At 35.5% G+C, this 22221-nt stretch carries 23 protein-coding genes and 1 pseudogene; 1 reads left to right on the top strand and 23 read right to left on the bottom strand.

From position 1 onward, the window contains the following. Positions 1 to 525: 525 nt before the first annotated feature. From mutY to QTL86_RS21495, 23 genes and pseudogenes are all read right to left on the bottom strand, one after another. Positions 526 to 1560: an A/G-specific adenine glycosylase gene (mutY, locus tag QTL86_RS21605; RefSeq protein ID WP_410496014.1), complete on the bottom strand. Its 1035-nt coding sequence runs from the start codon at positions 1558 to 1560 to the stop codon at positions 526 to 528. 213 nt (positions 1561 to 1773) lie between these two features. After that, a complete protein-coding gene (locus QTL86_RS21600) occupies positions 1774 to 2355 on the bottom strand; it encodes a DJ-1/PfpI family protein (protein WP_410496013.1) in 582 nt (193 codons plus the stop codon). A gap of 612 nt (positions 2356 to 2967) precedes the next feature. Then, the gene (locus QTL86_RS21595) at positions 2968 to 3369 is read right to left on the bottom strand and encodes a F0F1 ATP synthase subunit epsilon (RefSeq protein ID WP_410496012.1); all 402 of its coding nucleotides are present in this window, start codon (positions 3367 to 3369) and stop codon (positions 2968 to 2970) included. A 14-nt stretch (positions 3370 to 3383) separates the two neighbouring features. Beyond that, entirely contained in the window at positions 3384 to 4775 is a 1392-nt protein-coding gene (gene atpD / locus QTL86_RS21590) for a F0F1 ATP synthase subunit beta (RefSeq protein WP_013658578.1), read from the bottom strand. 22 nt (positions 4776 to 4797) lie between these two features. Next, positions 4798 to 5664: an ATP synthase F1 subunit gamma gene (gene atpG, locus QTL86_RS21585; RefSeq protein ID WP_243118625.1), complete on the bottom strand. Its 867-nt coding sequence runs from the start codon at positions 5662 to 5664 to the stop codon at positions 4798 to 4800. A 17-nt stretch (positions 5665 to 5681) separates the two neighbouring features. Continuing rightward, on the bottom strand, positions 5682 to 7193 hold the full coding sequence (atpA, locus tag QTL86_RS21580) for a F0F1 ATP synthase subunit alpha (RefSeq protein ID WP_410496011.1): 1512 nt from the start codon (positions 7191 to 7193) through the stop codon (positions 5682 to 5684). A 19-nt stretch (positions 7194 to 7212) separates the two neighbouring features. After that, positions 7213 to 7758, bottom strand: coding sequence for an ATP synthase F1 subunit delta (gene atpH / locus QTL86_RS21575; RefSeq protein ID WP_127067906.1), 546 nt, complete (start codon positions 7756 to 7758; stop codon positions 7213 to 7215). Beyond that, complete coding sequence (gene atpF / locus QTL86_RS21570) at positions 7746 to 8303, bottom strand: F0F1 ATP synthase subunit B (RefSeq protein ID WP_013658582.1); 558 nt, start codon at positions 8301 to 8303, stop codon at positions 7746 to 7748. Before atpF ends, atpH begins: the two co-directional genes overlap by 13 nt. A gap of 51 nt (positions 8304 to 8354) precedes the next feature. After that, positions 8355 to 8636, bottom strand: coding sequence for an ATP synthase F0 subunit C (gene atpE, locus QTL86_RS21565; RefSeq protein ID WP_013658583.1), 282 nt, complete (start codon positions 8634 to 8636; stop codon positions 8355 to 8357). A 126-nt stretch (positions 8637 to 8762) separates the two neighbouring features. Beyond that, on the bottom strand, positions 8763 to 8990 hold the full coding sequence (gene atpE, locus QTL86_RS21560) for an ATP synthase F0 subunit C (protein WP_334290689.1): 228 nt from the start codon (positions 8988 to 8990) through the stop codon (positions 8763 to 8765). A gap of 15 nt (positions 8991 to 9005) precedes the next feature. Continuing rightward, positions 9006 to 9269, bottom strand: a pseudogene (locus tag QTL86_RS21555) (ATP synthase Fo subunit C); the annotation flags it as partial. Positions 9270 to 9317: 48 nt separating this feature from the next. Next, positions 9318 to 10016: a F0F1 ATP synthase subunit A gene (gene atpB / locus QTL86_RS21550; RefSeq protein WP_013658585.1), complete on the bottom strand. Its 699-nt coding sequence runs from the start codon at positions 10014 to 10016 to the stop codon at positions 9318 to 9320. A 64-nt stretch (positions 10017 to 10080) separates the two neighbouring features. Next, on the bottom strand, positions 10081 to 10455 hold the full coding sequence (locus QTL86_RS21545) for an ATP synthase subunit I (protein WP_410496010.1): 375 nt from the start codon (positions 10453 to 10455) through the stop codon (positions 10081 to 10083). Beyond that, a complete protein-coding gene (locus tag QTL86_RS21540; protein WP_013658587.1) occupies positions 10448 to 10675 on the bottom strand; it encodes an AtpZ/AtpI family protein in 228 nt (75 codons plus the stop codon). The genes QTL86_RS21545 and QTL86_RS21540 overlap by 8 nt, the downstream gene beginning before the upstream one ends. A gap of 343 nt (positions 10676 to 11018) precedes the next feature. Next, positions 11019 to 12176: a non-hydrolyzing UDP-N-acetylglucosamine 2-epimerase gene (wecB, locus tag QTL86_RS21535; protein WP_410496009.1), complete on the bottom strand. Its 1158-nt coding sequence runs from the start codon at positions 12174 to 12176 to the stop codon at positions 11019 to 11021. A 31-nt stretch (positions 12177 to 12207) separates the two neighbouring features. Continuing rightward, positions 12208 to 13284, bottom strand: a complete 1077-nt coding sequence (locus QTL86_RS21530; protein ID WP_410496008.1) for a sensor domain-containing diguanylate cyclase — start codon at positions 13282 to 13284, stop codon at positions 12208 to 12210. Positions 13285 to 13305: 21 nt separating this feature from the next. Further along, positions 13306 to 14154 carry a DegV family protein gene (locus QTL86_RS21525; protein WP_410496007.1) on the bottom strand — a complete coding sequence of 283 codons (849 nt, stop codon included), beginning with the start codon at positions 14152 to 14154 and terminating at the stop codon, positions 13306 to 13308. Between the two features lie 81 nt (positions 14155 to 14235). Next, positions 14236 to 16617, bottom strand: a complete 2382-nt coding sequence (locus QTL86_RS21520) for a homocysteine S-methyltransferase family protein (protein WP_410496006.1) — start codon at positions 16615 to 16617, stop codon at positions 14236 to 14238. Then, on the bottom strand, positions 16607 to 17284 hold the full coding sequence (locus QTL86_RS21515; RefSeq protein ID WP_013658592.1) for a vitamin B12 dependent-methionine synthase activation domain-containing protein: 678 nt from the start codon (positions 17282 to 17284) through the stop codon (positions 16607 to 16609). Before QTL86_RS21515 ends, QTL86_RS21520 begins: the two co-directional genes overlap by 11 nt. Before the next feature lie 20 nt (positions 17285 to 17304). Beyond that, on the bottom strand, positions 17305 to 18183 hold the full coding sequence (gene metF, locus QTL86_RS21510; RefSeq protein ID WP_013658593.1) for a methylenetetrahydrofolate reductase [NAD(P)H]: 879 nt from the start codon (positions 18181 to 18183) through the stop codon (positions 17305 to 17307). A gap of 105 nt (positions 18184 to 18288) precedes the next feature. Beyond that, positions 18289 to 18891: a DNA-3-methyladenine glycosylase gene (locus QTL86_RS21505; RefSeq protein WP_410496005.1), complete on the bottom strand. Its 603-nt coding sequence runs from the start codon at positions 18889 to 18891 to the stop codon at positions 18289 to 18291. A 25-nt stretch (positions 18892 to 18916) separates the two neighbouring features. Further along, positions 18917 to 19786: a YihY/virulence factor BrkB family protein gene (locus QTL86_RS21500; protein ID WP_013658595.1), complete on the bottom strand. Its 870-nt coding sequence runs from the start codon at positions 19784 to 19786 to the stop codon at positions 18917 to 18919. 317 nt (positions 19787 to 20103) lie between these two features. Further along, on the bottom strand, positions 20104 to 20559 hold the full coding sequence (locus QTL86_RS21495) for a hypothetical protein (RefSeq protein ID WP_013658596.1): 456 nt from the start codon (positions 20557 to 20559) through the stop codon (positions 20104 to 20106). 203 nt (positions 20560 to 20762) lie between these two features. Between QTL86_RS21495 and cls the strand changes: the two genes are divergently transcribed. Next, entirely contained in the window at positions 20763 to 22217 is a 1455-nt protein-coding gene (gene cls / locus QTL86_RS21490; protein ID WP_410496004.1) for a cardiolipin synthase, read from the top strand. The last annotated feature ends 4 nt before the right edge of the window (positions 22218 to 22221 follow it).

Raw genomic sequence — 22221 nt, 5'->3', positions numbered from 1 at the left:
ATTGAGACTTGGCTGACCCGGTCAGTTCCTCAGGTTGAAGCTGTGGTAATTATGCCGTGGGAAGTTATTTATTTGTTTTTACACTTATGTATATGTAGTCAAGGAGCCGAATCCCTAATAAAAAATGAAATAAATACTTTTATATTCAATAAAAATTAAAAAAATAACGGTATAAGTCACTCTTATAAAATATTCTCAAGAGAAATATTTTTTTGTTATGTCTTTTCTGCACTCCTCGTTTAGGGGCTTGAACGTTTATGAGGTTAATAATGCTTGTAAGAAATGAGAGGATAAGGGATGCCTGTAGGAATGACTTCGTAGTATTTTTTAGAAGCACTTGGCGAACTTTTTTGATGGGTTTTAGTGCGAGTGTTTGAATGAAATGAGTTTTCGCACGTTCATCAAAAAAGTGAGCCTTAGTGCTTCAAAAAATACGGAGTGGAATTCCGAAAGGTAGCCCTTATTCTCTCATTTCCGCCCAGCAGCATTTCTCATAAACGATCAGACAAATTCCCATTTATTTAGCTAAACAGTTACTTGCTTTTTCTTCATGACTTTTTTAAAAGCAGTGGCTATCGGCAAATTCTTAAGATTATTTTTTTCAATATATTGAATTTCACCTTGTTCTTGGAGTAACGGCCCCAATGTTTTTTCTAGTGGCTGCGACCAATTCAAAATAACTGGTTTCATATGCCACTTACGATGTGTAAACACATGAGTTACTTGCTCTAAGTAGACAGGCTTTATTGCTTCTAGGTCTATACTTTCCCAATCTTTTTCTTCAATCATAGGAAATCCCCATAAATTTGCAAGTAGACCTTCTTCCGGCCTTTTGATCATTCCTATCTTGCTTCCTTTTTCAATGAGTAATACTTTATAATTTAATTCTACTGCCTTAACCTTCTTAAGTTTTACTGGATATTCTTCCTGTACATTCTTTTGATATGCCTCGCAAATAGGTTTCATTGGACATTCTTTGCAGTTTGGATTTTTAGGTGTACATATTAAAGCACCTAGTTCCATCAAGGCTTGATTGAAACGATTAGGGTCATTTGGCATAAGCTCCATTACTTTATCTTCAAAAAGCTTCCTATTTTTAGGATTGGCAATATCCTCACCTATACAAAATTGGCGCGCTAATATTCTCATAACATTTCCATCTACTGCTGGTAGTGGCAAATGCAAAGCAATACTACAAATCGCGCCTAAAGTATATGGTCCTATTCCTGGAATCTCCTTAATAAGCTTAGGATCTCTCGGAAATTCTCCCTGCCACTTATCTACGATAAGCTTAGCACCTTTCCAAAGATTTTCACCACGTCTATAGTACCCAAGACCTTGCCAGTAGTTATGTACTTCCTCAAGGCTAGCCTCAGCCAAAGCACTCACATTTGGAAAACGTTCTATAAAACGTAAGTAATACGGAATAACTGTCACAACTTGAGTTTGTTGAAGCATTACTTCTGATACCCAAATACAATAAGGATCAGAAGTTCTCCTCCAAGGCATATCTCTTTTATTTTTATCAAACCATTCTATTATTAAATCTGCATAAGTCATCTTAAAATCCTCTCTCACTATCAACTTGCTTATATTCTACATTATTTTTAGAAAACCCACTATATTTTATACCTCGAAATCTCACTCGACTTTATTTCCCAGGAAACAACATTCTTCTCCATCGCACATAGTAGGCTATAGCTTTATGTGTACCTAAAAGCCTTTATCATTAGAGAAATTTTAATTACATATGACAGGCATATTATTGGGTTATTATTTAAAATCCATGGCACTCTTTACAACTTCCATTTGCTCAGTAGAGGTTAATTTCTCTAAAAGCTTAAATGCTACACTAGATGCCGTTTCTGGGCAGTATGAAGTAATAACGTTATCATCAATGACAACTGGCTCATTTACCACCTGAACTCCAAACTCTCTAAGCTGCTTTTGACGATAACCATCTCCTAAATGATACGTTGTTGCCCTTCTATTCTCAAGTACCCCACTCTTTCCAACAGGAAGTGCCCCAACACATATTGTAGCTATTACTTTATTATTACTATCAAATTCACGTATTAACTCTAAAAATCTCTCATCATAAGCTTCTTCATAAAACCCAAACTCTTCAAACCCACCTGGAATAGCCAACGCCGCATACTCTGCTATATCAATCTCCTCTATTGTCTTATCCACAATAACTGGAATATTAAAAGTACTCATCACCTGGTTTTGAAAACCACAGGTAACTACCTCAATATCATAACCATAATCATTTCTTCCCCAACCCATAACATCCACAAAAGGAGCAAACTCCATCATTTCAAATCCCTTCGCCAAAAGCACTAATATCTTCATCTTCAATCTCCCCTTGTCCCTTAAAATATTATTAAAAGTCTACCACTACTTCTCTCCTACGTCTATATGGCGTTTTTGCTCATTACGAATTTAGAGTTTCTTACCAGAGTCTTTGATACCAGTACATGTACACTAGTAGAAGTACGTAAAGATGTTTGTGAGCTCAAAAACGTTTGATAGAAATGGGAGGGGTGGGGAACTCTTAAGTTTATTAATAGTTGATTTTTACAAAATAGTAGCTATGTAGGGAGGCTAGTGGACTTGCTGGAAGATGCCTTGGAGCAGAGCTTAGAAACTCTTAACGAAGTAATCCTTATGGGTTTTAGGGCGAGTGTTTGAGCTTGCGAGTTTTCGCCCGTTCATAAGGATTACGAATTTAGAGTTTCTTAGCGGAGTGAGACAGCAGCTGTAAGCAAGTCCACTAGCCGGACTACATAGCGGTAATTTGCTTTATGCTTTATTATTTAAATTGTAGTTTATATAAAAATTGTAGTGTTCTTTAGCATTTTTGATTTGCATATATTATCTACTTGTAGAGTCCCCTCAATCCTGTTACTTCAAAAGGCACCAATAAAGGTTTATGAAAACCTTTATTGGTGCCTTTTTATACTACTATTTACTTTCTTTTAAATTGATTCTAGCAATAGCCTTCTTGAGCGCAATCTCAGCACGGAGATGATCCATATTGCTATCTGATAAACGTTTTTCAGCACGTTCTTTTGCCCTTTTAGCTCTTTCCAAATCAATTTCATTCGCAAACTCAGATGCATCTGTTAAAACTACAATCTTATCTTTAGTGATTTCGGCAAAACCACCTAAAGTTGTTGCATATTTTTTAACCTCATCTTGTGTATAAGACAGCGTCTTATATCCAAGAAGCACAACAACTGGTTCATGGTCGTATAATATACCCATTTCTCCTTCTGTTGTTGAAAGAATCACTGAGTCTACCTCTTCATCTAAAATTGTTTTCATCGGTGTGATGATTTGAAGTCTCATTTTATTTTTTGCCATCATTAACCCCCTAATTATAGAGTTTTGGCTTTTGCAACTGCATCTTCAATTGTACCAACCATGTAGAATGCGTTTTCTGGAAGCTCATCATGTTTACCCTCAAGGATTTCTTTAAAGCTACGAACAGTTTCTTTAACTGGTACATATTGTCCTGGTGTTCCTGTAAAGATTTCCCCAACGAAGAATGGTTGAGAAAGGAATTTTTGAATCTTACGTGCACGACCAACTGTTAATTTATCTTCTTCACTAAGTTCATCCATACCTAAGATAGCAATGATATCTTGAAGTTCTTTGTAACGTTGAAGAATAGATTGAACCCCACGTGCTACACTATAGTGTTCTTCTCCAACGATTTGTGGATCAAGTACACGTGATGAAGATTCAAGTGGGTCTACCGCTGGATAGATACCTTGTTCTACAATAGCACGAGAAAGTACTGTTTTCGCATCTAAGTGAGCGAAAGTAGTAGCTGGAGCTGGGTCAGTTAAGTCATCGGCAGGAACATATACAGCTTGAACAGATGTAATAGAACCTTTTTTAGTCGATGTAATACGTTCTTGAAGTGTACCCATTTCTGTTGCAAGAGTTGGTTGGTAACCTACCGCACTAGGTGTACGTCCAAGAAGCGCAGAAACCTCCGAACCTGCTTGTGTGAAACGGAAAATATTATCTACGAATAAAAGTACGTCTTGTCCTGACTGATCACGGAAATATTCAGCCATTGTAAGACCTGTTAAAGCAACACGCATACGTGCACCAGGTGGCTCATTCATTTGACCGAACACCATTGTTGTTTTAGCGATAACGCCTGAGTCAGTCATTTCGTGGTAAAGGTCATTACCTTCACGAGTACGTTCACCTACGCCGGCAAATACTGAGAAACCACCATGCTCTGTAGCAATGTTACGAATAAGTTCTTGAATAAGTACTGTTTTACCTACACCGGCACCACCGAATAAACCGATTTTACCACCTTTAAGGTAAGGACAGATAAGGTCAACAACTTTAATACCTGTTTCTAAGATTTCTGCTGATGTTGATTGTTCTTCGAAAGATGGAGCCTCTCTATGAATTGGCCATTTTTCTACTTGTGGATCTGGCTTTCCATCTACAGCATGACCTGTAACATTAAAGATACGGCCAAGTGTTTGTTCACCTACTGGAACTGAAATTGGTGCGCCAGTATCAACTGCTTCCATACCACGAACTAATCCTTCTGTGGCAGACATAGCAATACAACGTACGATATCATCTCCAAGATGTTGTGCAACTTCTACCACAAGGTTTGTGCCATCTTGTTTTTTAACTTCAATAGCGTTGTAGATTGCTGGCATGTGTTCCGCACTGAATTTAACGTCAAGTACAGGACCGATGATTTGAACAATATGTCCTACATTTTGTGCCATTATTTGTTCACTCCTTTATTACTTATTTGAGTGCGCCTACTCCCGCAACGATTTCCGTTAATTCTTGTGTAATAGCTGCTTGTCTAGCTCTATTGTACTGAATGCTTAGCTTATCTTGGATCTCCTGCGCATTTTCTGTAGCAGAATCCATAGCTGTCATTCTCGCACCATTTTCACTAGCACTTGCTTCACAAAGTGCACCATAAATAACATCCGCTACATATCTTGGAATAATATATCCAAGTACAGCTTCTGGTGATGGTTCATAACTTAAAAGATCGCTTGGTTCGTTTGCTTCACTTTTTGGTTTTTCAACATGATTTATATCTAATGGTAAAATTCTTACCATCGTTGGTTCTTGTTGGATGGTTGATTTGAAGCTTGTATAAGATAAATAAACTTCTCCAATTTCCCCTTTTAAAAATAGGTTAGTTACATAATCTGCAATCTCTTTTGCAGAGAAATAAGTAGGTGACTCTGAAATATCAGTTACACCTTTTGCTACTGTAAAACCTTTTGACCTAAATTGATCAATACCTCTTCTCCCTACAACTACTAAGTGGGTTTTTTCTTTATCTTCGATAGCACCCATAGTAAGCTTACAAATATTTGAATTGTAACCACCACAAAGTCCTTTATCTCCTGATAAAGTAATATATGCTTTCACATCTGAGCCATTTGCTTTAAGAAAAGGTGAACCTTGTCCATTAGCATTAGCAGCAATTGATTGCATAGTTGAAAGAATTTTATTGAAAAAGGGTCTTGTTTTAAGAGCTGCCTCTTTACTTTTATTAAGCTTAGAGGTAGCAACAAGATTCATAGCACTTGTAATTTTCTTAGTGCTATCGATACTTCTGATTCGCCCTTTAATATCTTGCAAAGACGCCATCCTCGTTCACCCCTTTTCTACTTTATACTAAAGCTTTTTTTAAATTCTGTTACGATGTCATTTAATTTAGCTTCTAATTCTTTTGTAAGACCCTCTTTACCAGCTACTTCTACTAACATTTCTGGATACTTAGTATCTACAAAATCAAAGAGTTCGCTTTGGAATCTTGCTACTTCTGAAAGTGGAATATTCATAAGGAACTTTCTAGTTGCAGCAAAAAGAATAATAACTTGTTTACTTACTTCAAGTGGTGAGTACTGAGGTTGTTTAAGAATCTCTGTAATACGTTCACCTTGTGCAAGTGCATTTTTAGTAGCAGTATCAAGGTCAGAACCGAACTGTGCGAATGCAGCAAGTGATCTGTACTGTGCAAGTTCTGTACGGATAGGACCTGCTACTTGTTTCATTGCCTTGATTTGAGCAGCACCACCAACACGAGATACTGAAAGACCTGGGTTAACCGCAGGACGTACACCAGCGTTGAAAAGTTCTGTTTCAAGGAAGATTTGTCCATCTGTAATAGAAATGACGTTTGTTGGAATATAAGCTGAGATATCCCCTGCTTGTGTTTCAATAATTGGAAGCGCAGTGATTGAACCGCCACCAAGTTCATCAGAAAGTCTAGCAGCTCTTTCAAGAAGACGAGAGTGTAAGTAGAATACATCCCCTGGATAAGCTTCACGACCTGGTGGTCTATGAAGAAGTAATGACATTGTACGATAAGCTACCGCATGTTTTGATAAATCATCATATACGATAAGAACGTCCTTACCTTGTTCCATCCATTCTTCACCCATTGTAACACCTGCATACGGTGCAAGATATTGAAGAGGTGCAGCTTCTGAAGCTGTAGCTACTACGATTGTTGTATAGCTCATAGCATCTGCTTTTTCTAAAGCGTTAACTAATTGTGCAACAGTTGAAGCTTTTTGCCCGATTGCAACATAGATACATAAACAATCTTTACCTTTTTGGTTAATGATTGTATCGATAGCAATAGCAGTTTTACCTGTTTGTCTATCTCCGATAATAAGCTCACGTTGTCCACGACCGATTGGTACCATGGCATCGATTGCTTTAAGACCTGTTTGAAGTGGTGTATCAACTGATTTTCTGTCGATAACACCTGATGCAACACGTTCTACTGGTCTAAATTTATCTGTGTTAATTGGACCTTTTCCATCGATAGGTTGACCAAGTGCATTAACAACACGCCCGCTAAGAGCATCACCTACTGGTACCTCTACAACACGTCCTGTTGATTTAACTGTGTCACCCTCTTTGATGTTTTGGTCAGAACCTAAGAGAACAACCCCGATGTTGTCTTCTTCTAAGTTTTGTACCATACCATAAACTTCACCTGGGAACTCAAGAAGCTCACCTGACATAGCCTTTTCAAGTCCATGTACACGTGCGATACCGTCACCAACAGTGATAACAGTTCCAACTTCTTCTGCCTGAAGGTGTGCTTTATAGTTTTTAATCTGGTCTTTAATAATACTACTGATTTCTTCTGGTCTCAGATTCATTAACTGAATACACCCCTTTCTATGCAGGTCTAAGCTTTGATAATTGTTTCTTTAAAGCTTGCATCTCGCCTTTAATACTAGCGTCTACAACTTTATCGCCAACTCTAATCACTAGTCCTGCTATAATGCCTTCATCTACGATTGTTTCAAGTTCTATTTTGCTTTTTGTACTTGCTTCAAGCTTTGCTTTAATAGCTTCTACTTGGCCTTCTTTAAGTGCTACAGCCGATGTAACAGTTGCTTTAACAATACCGGATTCCTTTTTAATACGTTCAAGGAAACCTTCAAGTACATTTATCATTTCAGATTGTCTACCTTTTTTCACAAGTAAAACTAAAAGTCCTAAAATAGAGTTTTCTACTTTACCTGTAAAAATAGTTTCAAGGAGACTGATTTTTTCCTCTGTTGTAACTTTATGATTTTCTAAAACTGCCATAAAGTCTGGTTCATCCTGAAGTGCTTTAATAATGACTTTTACCTCTTCTTCATAGGTTGCCATTTTTCCTTCAGAACTAGCGATATCAAATAGGGCAGTAGCATATCTTTTAACAACTAACTTAGCCACTGTACATCCCCCATCTCTTTAATAATATCGTCAATGATTTCTTGATGTTTGTTTTCATCTATTGAGAGGGCAACAAATTTACTTGCCATAAGAGTAGAAACATCAATAAGCTGAGTTTTCATCTCATCTTTAACACGTTCTTGTTCAAGAAGAATGTCATTTGCAGCTTTGGCTTTCATAGCTTCGATTTCTTTCTTAGCTTCTGCAACCATTTGCTCTTCTCTAGCTAAAGCTTTCGCTCTAGTCTCTTTAAGGATTTGTGCTGCTTCTTCTTCAATACCCGCGATTTTATCTTCATAATCTGCTTTAAGCTTAGCTGCATTTGCATTTGTAGCTTTAGCTTCGTTAATCTCATTCGCAATAGCTTGTTTTCTCTTATCAAGCATCGCAGTCACTGGTTTGTGAAGAATGAAGTAAAGTGCTACAACAATAACTAAAGTAGAGAATAATTGTAACCCTAAATCAGTTAGTAACTGAGCATCAAATCCTATGATTCTTCCTGGCAACTCAGTTGCAGCTAATACAGTAATTAATGATGTATTCAAAGGGAAGCTCCCTCCTTTCTCGTCTATGTTGCTATTATTTTAATTCGCTTCTTATAAAGATTGGTATTTTGTAATAAGTGGGTTTGCGAATAAAAGAATAATAGCTACGATAAGACCGTAAATACCTGTTGTCTCTGCTACAGCTGCTCCTAAAAGCATTGTACTTACGATTGTAGATTGAGCTTCTGGTTGACGACCTACTGCTTCTGCACCTTTACCAGCTGCATAACCTTGTCCAATACCAGGTCCAATACCTGCGATCATAGCAAGACCTGCACCAATTGCTGAACATGCTAAGATTAAAGCGTTTCCATCGATTTGTTGATTATCCATAATTAAAATCCTCCTTAAATAGTTGCTTTTAAAATTATTTAAATTAACTTAAATCTTTTTATTTATGCCTATCCCATGCTGTCTCTTAAAATCCTATAATAATCTAGAACTTTGCTAGAAGTAGTCTTAAAAGATGTTTACAAAGAGTAATAATAAGGCAATAATTAGGGCATAAATACCAGTTGTTTGCGCTACTGCTTGACCTAGTAACATAGTTCTAAGTATTGTAGCTTGAAGCTTAGGTCTATTACCTACTGCTTCTGCAGCTTTCCCTGCTGCATAACCTTGTCCAACTCCAGGTCCAATACCTGCAATCATTGATAATCCTGCTCCAATTGCTGAACATGCAAGCACTAAACCAACACCTGTTTTATTTACTAATGGATTAGCAAATAACATAATAATAGCAATAACCAGAGAGAAAATTCCTGACGTCTCTGCTACAGCTGCTCCTAGAAGCATAACAAGTGTAGCTGGTTTACTACCTTCTCCTGGGTTTTTCCCCACAGCTTCCGCTGCTTTCCCTGCTGCATAACCCTGTCCGATTCCCGGCCCAATACCGCCAATCATTGCAAAACCTGCTCCGATTGCTGAAAAGGCTAAAATGAGCGCTTTAGGGTCTACATTTTGCATCCAACCAAACAAAAAGTCCATAAATCCTGACATTTTTTCACCTCATTCCTATTCCATGGCACTTGACACGAATGTCATACTAAGCATTACGAAAATAAATGCTTGAAGTGCACCTGCAAAAACGTCAAAGTATCCGTGAAGCACTGCTGGTATACCAAGGAAAACTACAATTTTAGGGAACATCGCATAAACAAGCCCCATAATAATTGATCCACCTAGGATATTACCAAACAAACGGAAGCTTAATGAAACTGGCGTTGCAAGTTCACCAATAATGTTGATTGGCAGTAAAAGTGGGAAAGGTTCCAAGAAACCTTTAAAGTACCCAACTCCTTTTGATTTAATACCAAAGCCATGAATCATAAAGAATGTAATGAGTGCAAAGGCAAGTGTCGTTGCAAAATCTGCTGTCGGTGGTCTGATGCCAATAAGGCCAGATAAGTTACAAACCGCAATATAAATAAGAAGTGGACCGTAATAGCCCGCAAACTTTTTCCCTGCTGGTCCCATACTGGAGATAGTAAAGTTATTGATCATATCTACTATCATTTCAACGGTGGTTTGTAATTTTGTTTCTGGTACTTCTTTGAATTTTCTCATTTTGACTCTTAAAATAACTGCCACAAGGATAAGTCCAAGCATAATAAGCCATGTACTAACAATAGTTTGAGTTAGATAAACAGGCTGACCATTTACTTCAAAGAGCTTAAAATACAATTGTGCACCAAAATCTAGATTGTCACCCACTTACTCACGCTCCTTCCATCTAAAATATATATGCAAAGAACCTAAAAGGTTCCATTTGCCAATTCTACTGTGCTTTTTTATTGAGGGCTAACTGTGCATAAGCACCTACCTTCATGGAAATAAGTCCAAAAAACACACCTAACAAATTAATACTTGGCTCTAGCGCTGCTATAACCAGTACAACACCTGTAAGAATATATCTGATCATATACTGAACGTTTGCATACTTTTGTGCTTTTCCTTCTGGCATAGCAATAGCTTTTGCAATAGTATTTTGCATAAGCTTTAACTTAAGTAAGGAAAAAACTAAACCAAAAGTAATCCCTAAGGTCCAGCCTATCTTATCGGCTACCAATAGTATGCCTATAATATATACAATTAATGAAAACAATATCATGCAAATTAACATGAAATTTTTCTTAAACATTTCATTATTCATGTTTATCCTCTTTCTTAGCCTGCTTACTAGTATAATAAAATAAATTTCTAAAAGCTGCCCCTACTCCTAAAATAATAAAAATGATAGTAAAAATTGGAGCTGTCTTTACTTTTTCATCAATGAATATCCCGATAAAAGTACAAATTAAAATAGGTGTAATCATTGTTATCCCTAATTGGGAAATTAAACTTAAACTCTTAGCCCACGAACTAATTTTCACGATTTACACCCTACTTTCTACATAATAACCCATATTAATTATACTTTATAGTAAAATCCATAAAATTTCAAGAGAAACAGCTTCTGGATACTTGTACAATATACATTCCTTTCAAAATGTATATTTGTCATATACTGTTTCTAAATGTCGTTTTTTCCCTAAAATACAAGAATTTTTTTCTGATTTATTGGTAAAATATAATATTTTTTTTGTTAATTATTACCCTTTCTATGCTTCTGCAAATAAGCCATTTAATAATCACAACTTTTGTTTCTTCACCTATTATCTCAATAAATAATAAAAGTAATACATCCACACTTAAAGGATGTATTACTTTTTTATTCTAGGCTTTATAGCAGTAATCTGCTGGTTTAGTCTCCACTTTATTAAATTCATAAAGAATAGCCTCTACAATACGTCTTGAAGCTTCTCCATCACCAAATGGATTCTTAGCTTGTGCCATTTGGTCATATAATGCTCTATCTGTCAATAATTCTGTAGTAAGAGCATGAATTGTTTCTTGTTCAATTCCTGCAAGCTTTAAAGTACCTGCTTCAATACCTTCTGGTCTTTCAGTTACATTTCTAAGTACTAAAACAGGTTTTCCAAGAGATGGTACTTCTTCTTGTAACCCACCTGAATCTGTTAGAACTAAATAAGAACGTTTCATAAGATTGTGCATATCTTTAAGGTCTAATGGTTCTACCAAATGTACTCTAGGTAAATCTCCTAATACCCCAAATGCCACCTCTCTTACTGCTGGATTTTTGTGCACTGCATAAACAAGTTCAGTATCTTCATTTTCTAATAAAACCTCTTTAATAGCCTCACATATATTATGAAGTGGCTGCCCGAGATTTTCTCTTCTATGAGCTGTCATAGTAATAACACGTTTATTAGTATAATCAATAGTATTAAGTTCTTCTACGGCAAAATTATATTCTGCTTCAACAGTTGTTTTTAAAGCATCAATAACTGTATTACCAGTTACATAAATATGCTCATCACTTACTGCCTCACGTAACAGATTCTCTTTTGCCAGAGGGGTAGGAGAAAAATGAAGATCCGCAAGTGAACCTGTTAATTTACGATTCATTTCTTCTGGAAATGGCTCATATTTGTTATAAGTTCTTAGTCCTGCTTCTACGTGACCTACTTTTATTTGTTTATAAAATGCTGCTAATGCTGCTGCGAAAGAAGTCGTTGTATCCCCGTGAACTAAAACAATATCAGGCTTTGCTTCTTCAAAAACCTTGTCGAGCCCTTCTAATACACGATTAGTTATACCTGTTAAGGTTTGCCTTTGCTTCATAATATCTAGATCATAATCAGGTTTAATATCAAAAAGTTCTAGTACTTGGTCTAACATTTCCCTATGTTGTGCTGTAACACATACAAGACTTTCAATATCTTGATGTTTCTCTAACTCCTTTACAAGCGGTGCCATTTTCACAGCTTCTGGCCTTGTACCAAATACACTCATTACACGAATTTTATCCATTGTATTTACTCCTTAATTCTTCGAGATTATTTTATAACTTATTGACTCGGCAAGCTTCAATATCCTCATCAGTTGCTAAAACAACCCTATCTTTTCCCTTTACTTTTCCTCTAATCAAGGCATTATCTGCCGCCTCAATAGCTTCCTCTGGTGTTGCTGCCATAGCAGGATAAGAGCATGCTCCAAGTGTTACTGTTATAGGTGTTGCTAATTCATATGTTATACGAATATAGTATACAGCTTGCCTAAATTCTTCTAATATATGTATAGCTTCATCTAAAGGTCTAGGAATGAGCAGTACAAACTCATCACCTCCATAGCGGATTACTTCTCCTCCATATTCTTTTACACTGCCTTTAGCTAGCTGGGAAATCGCTTTTAAAACAGCATCTCCCTCTAAATGTCCTAACACATCATTAATAGATTTAAAGTTATCTGTATCCACTACGGCTACTGTCATATCCTTATTATCTACACATATTTCTTTTAGCATATGATCTAAATGACGCCTATTGTAAGTTCCTGTTAAGGGATCTGTTATTGATTCCGTCGATACACTTTGTAATAACTTGGAATTTTGAGCATTAGTTGCAATAAACACAGTTAGCGTTTCGAAAAAAGCAATCGTATTAGCTGTAAAGAAATTTTCTTCCTCATGTTCTAAAACTAGAGCTCCAAAAATACTATCATCGTTAAAATTTTTAAGAGGTACTGCAAGCCTTGAACAAGGTATGTTAATACAGTCAATTAATGATCCATTGATCTCTTCTTTTGAGTAGGAGTGAGATTCTGCTACGCCTTTTATAGAAGCTGGTATGGCAATATGCTTAATTTCTCTAAATTCATTTTTAAGCTCTATACTTCTAAAATAAACCTTATAATCTTCTACTGCGCTTGTTTCTCTTTTTAACCAAAGATAGCAAGTTGTAACTCCCATTACTCCCATAAGCATATCTGTTAAAACAGACATAAGCTGCTTAAAGGAAGTAATGTTCATGGCTGCTTTCATAATTTCTCCCAGTAGCCAGAGCATTCCGCGTTGTTGCTGTAATTCTATTTGCAAGTATTCAACACTTTCTTCTTGATTTTCTATTAAATCAGTGTTCATGCTCTTCCCCCCTACTTTAAATTAAATACGCTGAATAAGCATTCCCACATAACCAGGCCCACAATGAACACAAGCTACTGGACTAATCCAACATACTCCTTCAATCTTGACATCTGGTTTTACTTCCTTAATTAAAGCAATAATTTTATCTTTAATTTCTTCTCCTGCCGCATGTGAAAAGTATAGTTTGTATTCTTTTCCATCCTTTAATATTTCTTGGACTTTGTTTACAAAGTAACTAATTGCTTTAGCTCTGCCTCTTACTTTAGCTACAGTTTCATACTTACCATCATCCCCAATTGTAATAATTGGTTTAAGATTAAGCAGTTTACCTACTGCTGCAGATACATGTCCTATTCTCCCCCCTAATAAAAGATATTTAAGTGTATCTACTATAAATAGAGTATTTTGATTTTCTCTCATCTTATCTAGTTCACTAATAATTTCTTTCATTTCACAGCCTGCATCTGCCATTTCAGCTGCTTTAATAGCCAAAACAGCTTGAGCTGCTGAAATAGTACGTGAATCATATACAACTGCATTTAAGTCCTGATAATCTTCCTTGACCATGTTGATGGCATTGAAACACCCTGATAAACCTGAGGATAATGGAATAACTAAAACTTCTTTATACCCTTCCTTTACTAATTCATCAAAGACTTCATGTATTTCATCTAAAGAAGGTAATGAAGTTGTCGGTACTTCTTCCTCTAAGGTATCAATAACTTCTTTTGCTGTAATCTCTAATTGGTCTTTATAAGTCTTATCTTTATAAACAATTTGATAATGTAATATTTTAATATCATACTTTTTAGCATCATCTATACTAATGTCTGATGCTGTGTCTGTAACAATAGCTATTTTTCTCATAATCTTCTCCTTTACCTATATACTAATTTATAACAAATTTCAAGGAAAATCAAATAGTCTACAGGATTTTGTTGGTTATCTTTAAAGGCTACTTGCAATACGTACAGTTTCCATTGCGTCCTTAGCAAAATAGTCAGCTCCTACATACTGTGCTAACTCTGGAGTAAGTACTGCTCCACCTACTATAACCTTTACTTCTTCACATTCTTTCCTAAGTAAAGTAATCGTATCTTTCATACTATTTACAGTGGTCGTCATAAGTGCACTTAATCCAACAATTCTAACCTCATGCTTTTTAACTGCCTCGATTACTCTCTCACTAGGTACATCCTTACCTAAATCAATTACTTCAAAGTTATAGTTTTCCATAATGACCTTTACAATATTCTTGCCAATATCATGGATATCACCATATACGGTGGCTAAAATCACCTTTGTCTTAGTGGTTCTAGCTTCTACATTTTGCTTACTCATTTCAACTTGCAAAATCTCAAATGCTGCCTTAGCAACTTCAGCTGATTTGATAAGCTGTGGTAAGAAAATCACACCCGTTTCATAGAGTTTTCCTACTTCATTAAGAGCTGGAACAATATCCGACTCAATCATTTCTAGCGGACTTTTTTCTTTCATTAATTCTAAAGTAACCGTTTTAGCTTCTTCTTTCAAGCCCTTTTTAATAGCTAAATTCATGCTCATAATAATTTCATTATGAACGGCATTACTCATTGCAGCTCCAATGCTACTATTTTCACCAGAATACTTATCTATATATGCCTTAGAGTCTTGATCCTTTCCCATAAGTACTCTATAAGCTGAAATGGCTTCCATCATTCCTGCATCTCCAGGGTTCATAATCGGTGCATCTAGTCCCTCTATAAGTGCCATAGCTAACATCGTCTTATTAATAATAGGACGCTGTGGCAATCCAAAGGATACATTACTTACTCCTAAAATCGTCTTAACACCTAATTCCTCTTTAACTAATCTCACAGCCTTTAATGTTTCTTTCACAAGGCTCTGCTGGGCCGAAGCAGTTACAACTAAACAATCAATAAAAATATCTTCTTTAGGTATACCCTCTCTCACTGCGGCATCTACAATACGCCTTGCTACGATTAACCTTTCCTCTGCTGTTTCTGGAATTCCCTTTTCATCTAGTGTCAATCCTAAAATACATGCCCCATATCTTTTAGCAATAGGTAAAACAGCCTCCAAGCTTTCCTTCTTACCATTAACAGAGTTAATAAGTGGCTTTCCATTATAAATCCTAACTGCTGCCTCTAGGGCATCTACATTAGAAGAGTCAATTTGTAGTGGTAAACTTACAATACTTTGTACTTCTACTACCGCTTGTTTTAGCATTTCTACTTCATCGATATCAGGTAATCCCATATTAACATCTAGGATATGAGCCCCTTGTTCTTGTTGTTTAATGGCTTCTCTTAAAACATAATCCATATCATGATTTCTAAGCGCTTGTTGAAGCATTTTCTTGCCTGTAGGATTAAGTCGTTCTCCAATAACTACGACATCATCAAAATAAACAACCTCTGAACTACTACATATACCTGTCACCTTTTCTCTTTCAGGGAATTCATAAGGTATGTCTTTAGTTTTATCCACAGTTTTCTCAATATACTCTGGTGTTGTTCCACAACATCCACCTAAAATACTCACACCATCCTCAGCAAACTCTTTCATAATCTCTGCAAATTCTTCTGCCGTAATATCATAGTGTACATTTTCTCCCTGCATAACAGGAAGTCCAGCATTAGGCTGCACCATAACCGGGATATGGCTAAGCTTAGTAATACGTTTTACAATTTCCTTTAATTGCTTAGGTCCTAAAGAGCAATTCACACCAAGTGCTGAAACACCAAGACCTTCCAAAGTTAAAATCATACTCTCGATGCTTGTTCCAAAGAAAGTTCTACCATTCTCTTCAAAGCTCATCGTACAAAATACAGGTAAAGATGTATTTTCTTTAGCTGCTAAAACTGCTGCCTTAAGCTCATAAAGGTCAGTAAAAGTTTCACAGAGAATGACATCACAGCCTGCTTTTTCACCTGCAATAACTTGCTCTTTAAAGATTTCGTAGACTTCTTCAAACTCTACATCTCCTATAGGCTTCAATACTTTTCCACTGGGACCTATATCTAGTGCAATATATGAATCTGGGAAATCTTCCTTAGCAGCTTTAGCTATCTCCACAGCTTTTGAGATAATCTGTTCTACTGTATAACCCTTTTCCTCTATCTTGTATTTATTAGCACCAAAAGTATTTGTTGTTACGAAGTTGCTTCCTGCTTCTAAATACGCTCTATGAATTTCTTCTATAATTTCTGGATGAGTGATATTAAATAATTCCGGTACCTCGCCTAGCTTTAATCCTCTGCTTTGAACGGCTGTTCCCATAGCACCATCAAAATATAAACGTCTTTTACCTAAAACATTACAAACCACAGCGTTCTCCTCTCTTCCTGTATAAGCACTGTTTTACCAAATTACAATTCATGCAAGATTTTTGCCTATTTTCCTTTTCATTTGAAACACCTATAATAGCTGTTACTGATTTGCTAGGCAGTAACATATAAGATTTAGTTAGAGTAAGCCCTATCCTTTTAGATGCCTCTAAAAGCTTTAGAATATCTCCTGAAAACTCTAGTGGTACATCTCCATAGCCTGGACTAAAGCGCATCGTCAAATAAGTATTTTCTTCTAGCTGCTCCATAAGTTCTACCTCTATATCATCACAAACCTTATCAATAAGTACAGAACTACAGGCATCTAATACAACTGCATCAAGCATATCTAATCTCTGTTTTAAGTGAATCTGCTTATCTACATCTTGTCCCAATGTAGCTGCTAATATATAGCAACTTTCACAGTTCTTAAATAACTTTACTAAATCTTTGCTTTTTACAATAAGAGACGTATTTTTAAAAAATACGTCTTCCTCTGATAACTCCCTTTTGCTAAGCATTAGCTTTCTATAAGTAACTCTAGGCAAAGCTACCTCTTCTAAAAAGCTAAAAGTGTCCATTACCTTTTGTTTAATTGTTTCATCTGCCCTATCCTTAGGCACCCCTATATATCTAAGCGCATCACTTAGCATCGTATGAGTTATCATAAGTCACATCCTCTCTAGTCCTAAGCTCTCTTTACTTTAAGAGCATATAAAATGCCACGTATATTCTCTACAATCCTCTTAGCTACTTCTGGCTGATTCATTGTATAAAGATGAATGCCATCTACACCATTTGCTAATAAATCAATAATTTGACTAGTAGCATATGCTATTCCTGCTTCTTTAATAGCCATACTATTATGACCATAAGCCTTCACAAAATGTTGTACTTCTTCTGGAAGAGTTGCGCCGCACATAGATACCATACGGTCAATTTGCTTTGCAGAAGTCACAGGCATAATACCTGCTACTACAGGCACCTCAATCCCTATCCCTCTTACTTTATCTATAAAACTATAAAAAGCATTATTATCAAAGAACAATTGAGAAATCAGTTCATCTGTACCACATTCTACCTTATGCTTAAGATGCTTTAAATCCTCTCCCATGCTATAGGCCTCTATATGCTTTTCTGGATAACAGGCGCCAAATACTTTAAAATCATAGTTTTCTTTTATGTATGCTATAAGCTCTGAAGCATGCTTGAAATCACCTAATACAGCATTTTCTCCTAAATCCCCCCTCATAGCTAATATATTTTTAACACCCTTGTCTTTTAAATGAGTAAGAATATCATCCATCTCCGCTTTTGTACTTCCTACGCAAGTCAAATGTGCAAGCGCTGGGATGTCATATTTATTTTGAATAGCAGAAGCAATATCTACTGTATTTTCCCTACTACTGCCACCGGCCCCATAAGTAACACTAATAAGATCTGGTGCTAGGCTAGCAAGTCCATCAATAGTTGCATATACACCACTTAAATCCGCAGTCCCCTTAGGCGGAAAAATTTCAAATGAAAAACTCGGTTTCTTTGCATGTTTAATTGCTTTTTCTATCATGTCATCTCTCCTTTAATTCCTGCTTACTTCTTTAATGCTTAATGAATAATGAAAAATGAGGAATTATTAATTATCTCTCATTATTCATTAAGCATTATTATTTTTTTATTTAACTGATACAAAAGGATTATCCTTTATATAAAAACGCCATAATACATCCTGGTACTCCTCTGCATAAGGAATATTAATGCGTTTTGCACTGATTATTTCAAAGTTTTCTTCTTCACCTTCTGCTAGCCAAAGAGCTCCTTGCTCCTTAACAGACTTAGCATTTAAGCTTTTATCGATAGCTAATGCCTTACAAAGCTTTCCTGGTCCATTAGTTAAATCAGCCACCTTACTTGATTTAATATTTCTATGCACTTTTGCAAATGAAATAGCAGCTTCATCTAAAGGCTCCACCGCTCTAATAAGAACGCACTGCGGTACTTCTTCTTTGTTCACCACAATGTTTAAGCAATGATACATACCATAAATTAAGTAAATATAGGTAATTCCACCTATTTCAAACATAGGCGCTGTGCGATTAGTTCTTTTGCCACCAAAAGCATGGGCTCCCTTGTCCTCTTCTCCCATATACGCTTCTGTTTCTACTATTTTAAAATAATAGTTTTTATCGCCTTCACTTCTTACTAAAAACTTTCCTAAGAGAGCTTTAGCTGCATGAATAGCATCTTGTAAATAAAAGCTTTGATTTAATGTCTTCATTTGAATCACCTCATAATGATTGCTATTAAAGATTCGGTCCTATTCTTCTTATGATTTTTTCGATACGTATTTCTTGAAGCTGAGCATTAATCTCTGCTCCTAACAACAATAAAGTACAGCTCCCATACAACCATATCAGTAAAATGAATACACTTCCTATACTACCATATAGTTGATTATATTTACTATAATTATCTACGTAAATAGAAAATATCAGAGAAAATAAATACCAGCCTACAGAAGTAAACATAACGCCAGGCCATACATTGGTACTTTTCAAGTATTTCCTAGGAATGAACTTATAAATAATGTACAGTACCACAATTAATGCGATGAAAGGCATCGTGAGTCTGGCCATATTCCAAATAGGCATAAAAATCCCCTTTTGCATATCTAATACACCAAACAAATAATCCCCAAGGCGATTACCAAAAACAAGTCCTACCATCAGTAAGATAAGAAGTAATGCTAATAGAACAGTATATACTAAAGCAATTAACCTAGCTTGCCAAAATGGCTTAATATATTTTGAATTATACGCTATATGAATCCCTCTCGTAAGTGCATTAACAGCTGTTCCTGCAGACCAAAGTGTCACTAATCCTCCTACCGATAGTAATGCTGTACTTCTATATAAAATAAATTGCTTTATGGTATTTTCAATAACAGGCACAAGACTGTCAGGTACCATCTCAGATAAATACTGCAATAGAACACTTACAGGAATCTTAGTATAGCTTAATAAACTAATCAAAAAAATAATAAAAGGAAAGAACGCTAGTACCCAATAATAGGCCATATAAGCACTTGTGGCTGATACATTATGAGCACTATATCGCCTAATCATTTTTCTCAAAAACTGTACTATTCTATTCTCTTTAGCTCTATTCCACATTTTTTTCCTCCTACTCAGCTTATTAATTAGCTCTTCTTCGTTTCTCATCTTCATTCTTAATTCTTAGCTACTTATTCTCTATCTTTCATTTTTAATCATTATTTCTTATTCTTTATTCTTTCATTATTAATTATTTGTTCTTTATTCTTCACTCTTCATTTTCCATTTTAATTTTTCATTCTTAACTCTTAATTCTTCATTCTTATATATATGCCACCTTTATGTATTAATATCTCATGATCTTGAATTTATATCCAGTAAAATAATAATAGCCCTCCCAAAGTCTAATATCCTTGGTGAGAGCTACTTCATTGCATCTATTTTTTAGCTGCCTTGATTTCTTCCTTCTTTTTATCTTTTTTCTTAGAGAAGAAACCTTTTTTCTTAGTGTCTGGTAATTTACCAGATACTACATTTACAATAAGGATTCCAGCTAATTCAACTTTAATTTGTTTCTTAGTAGGAATACTATCAAATACCTTTTGATCACATAAAAGGGTTTGAATTTGTGGTCCGATCTTAGCAATAACAACAGGCATTTTACGTTTTTTATAAATCCATGGAAGTTGTTCTTTCATTTGCTTTGGTAGTTTAAGATTACTTAAATGATCCTTCTTTTTATCAATAACAAATATAGATAAAGATTGTTTGTTTTCTGTTATGAGTTGTTGTTGTTCGTCATATTTCTTTTGCATCTTTCTTCCCCAGAAATAGAGACCAACTAGTATAGCAGCAAGTACCGCCATTACAATCCAAAAGATTGTCCAGTTCATTACAAATACCTCCTCGTTGTGCATTTCCTTCAGGCTTTTATAGATTTAGCCAAGCTTAGATAAGTATATCATATCAACTGTTAGAACACAATGTAGCAAAGTAAAAACCGTTCGTGATTTATTTTCTAATTTTTCTATTTTTTCATCTTATTTTTATTTTAACTGCGTATAATAGAAAATATATTGATTAAGGCGGTGCAAAAATGTCATTTTTACTTTCCGGTTTCGGCTGGTTTGATATTTTCCTTTTTATTAATATTTTACTTGTTTTATCTGTTGTATTTCTTGAGCACAAAAATGCCAGCGCAACTTGGGCTTGGATTATGATTATGCTTTTTGTACCTATTGTCGGATTCATTCTTTATCTACTTATAGGGCAAGATTTACGAAAGCGAAAAACCTTTAGTAAAAAGGAGGAAGAAGATAATTTCCTAGCTCTCATTCATCGTCAACAAGCTGTTTTTGACTTTAATTTAGGGGCTTACTCTAACCCCCTTATTACTTCTTACAAGGATTTGATTCATTTACATTTAAGTGGTCATGAAGCTCTTTATACAGAAGATAATGAAATAGAACTATTTACTGATGGCTGCAGCTTATTTAAAAACCTTTTTACAGCTATTAATAATGCCAAGAGCTATGTACATATTGAATCCTACATTATTAGAGATGATGGACTAGGTAATCTTTTTAAAGACTTACTAATAAAAAAGGCTAATGAAGGTATTAAAGTCTTTGTTTTATACGATGAAATGGGATGCTTCGGTAATTCGCGCAAATTCTTTGGTGAAATGCGAAAAGTTGGCATAAAGGTAAGTTGCTTCTTTCGTTCTTATATTCCTTTTATAAAAAAGCGTGCTAATTACCGTAACCACAGAAAACTTTGTATTATTGATGGTGAGGTTGCTTACTTAGGTGGCTTTAATATTGGGAACGAATATATCGGACTTAATAAGAAATTTGGTTATTGGCGAGATACTCATATGAAATTAACGGGTAGCAGTGTACATCTTATTAATTTACAATTTCTATTAGACCGTAGATTTGCAACAGGTGAAAATCTATCCTTAGAAGCTTATATTCCTTCTGAAGTTGTCACTTCTTCAGGCCATGTAGGTATGCAAATTGTGTCTAGTGGTCCTGACTCAAAATACGCTAGTATTCATAATGGCTACATCAAAATGATTCATTCTGCTAAACAATCTGTTTACATTCAAACGCCCTACTTTATTCCTGATGATGGTATTATGACTGCCTTGAAATTAGCTGCTTTATCTGGTAAGGATGTTCGTATCATGATTCCTAATAAACCAGACCATATGTGCGTTTATTGGGCTACTTATTCACATATAGGAGAACTTTTAGAAAGCGGTGTACGTTGTTTCACCTATGAAAATGGTTTTCTTCATGCTAAAACCATAGTAATCGATGAAGAAATTTGTTCTGTTGGTACAGCTAATTTTGATATCCGTAGCTTTAAACTTAATTTTGAAATTAATGGTTTTATTTATAATAAAGGAATCTCACAAAAACTCGCAGAAATTTTCAAGCAGGACTTAAAACTTTGTGAGGAACTCACACTTGAAAAGTACAAAAATCGTTCCTTAGTCATTAAGTTTAAAGAGTCTATCTCTAGACTCATTTCTCCAATTTTATAAACTA

This window comes from Cellulosilyticum sp. ST5 (genome assembly GCF_046529625.1).
GTDB lineage: Bacteria > Bacillota > Clostridia > Lachnospirales > Cellulosilyticaceae > Cellulosilyticum > Cellulosilyticum lentocellum.
This window is presented reverse-complemented; position numbering and strand designations above follow the sequence as displayed.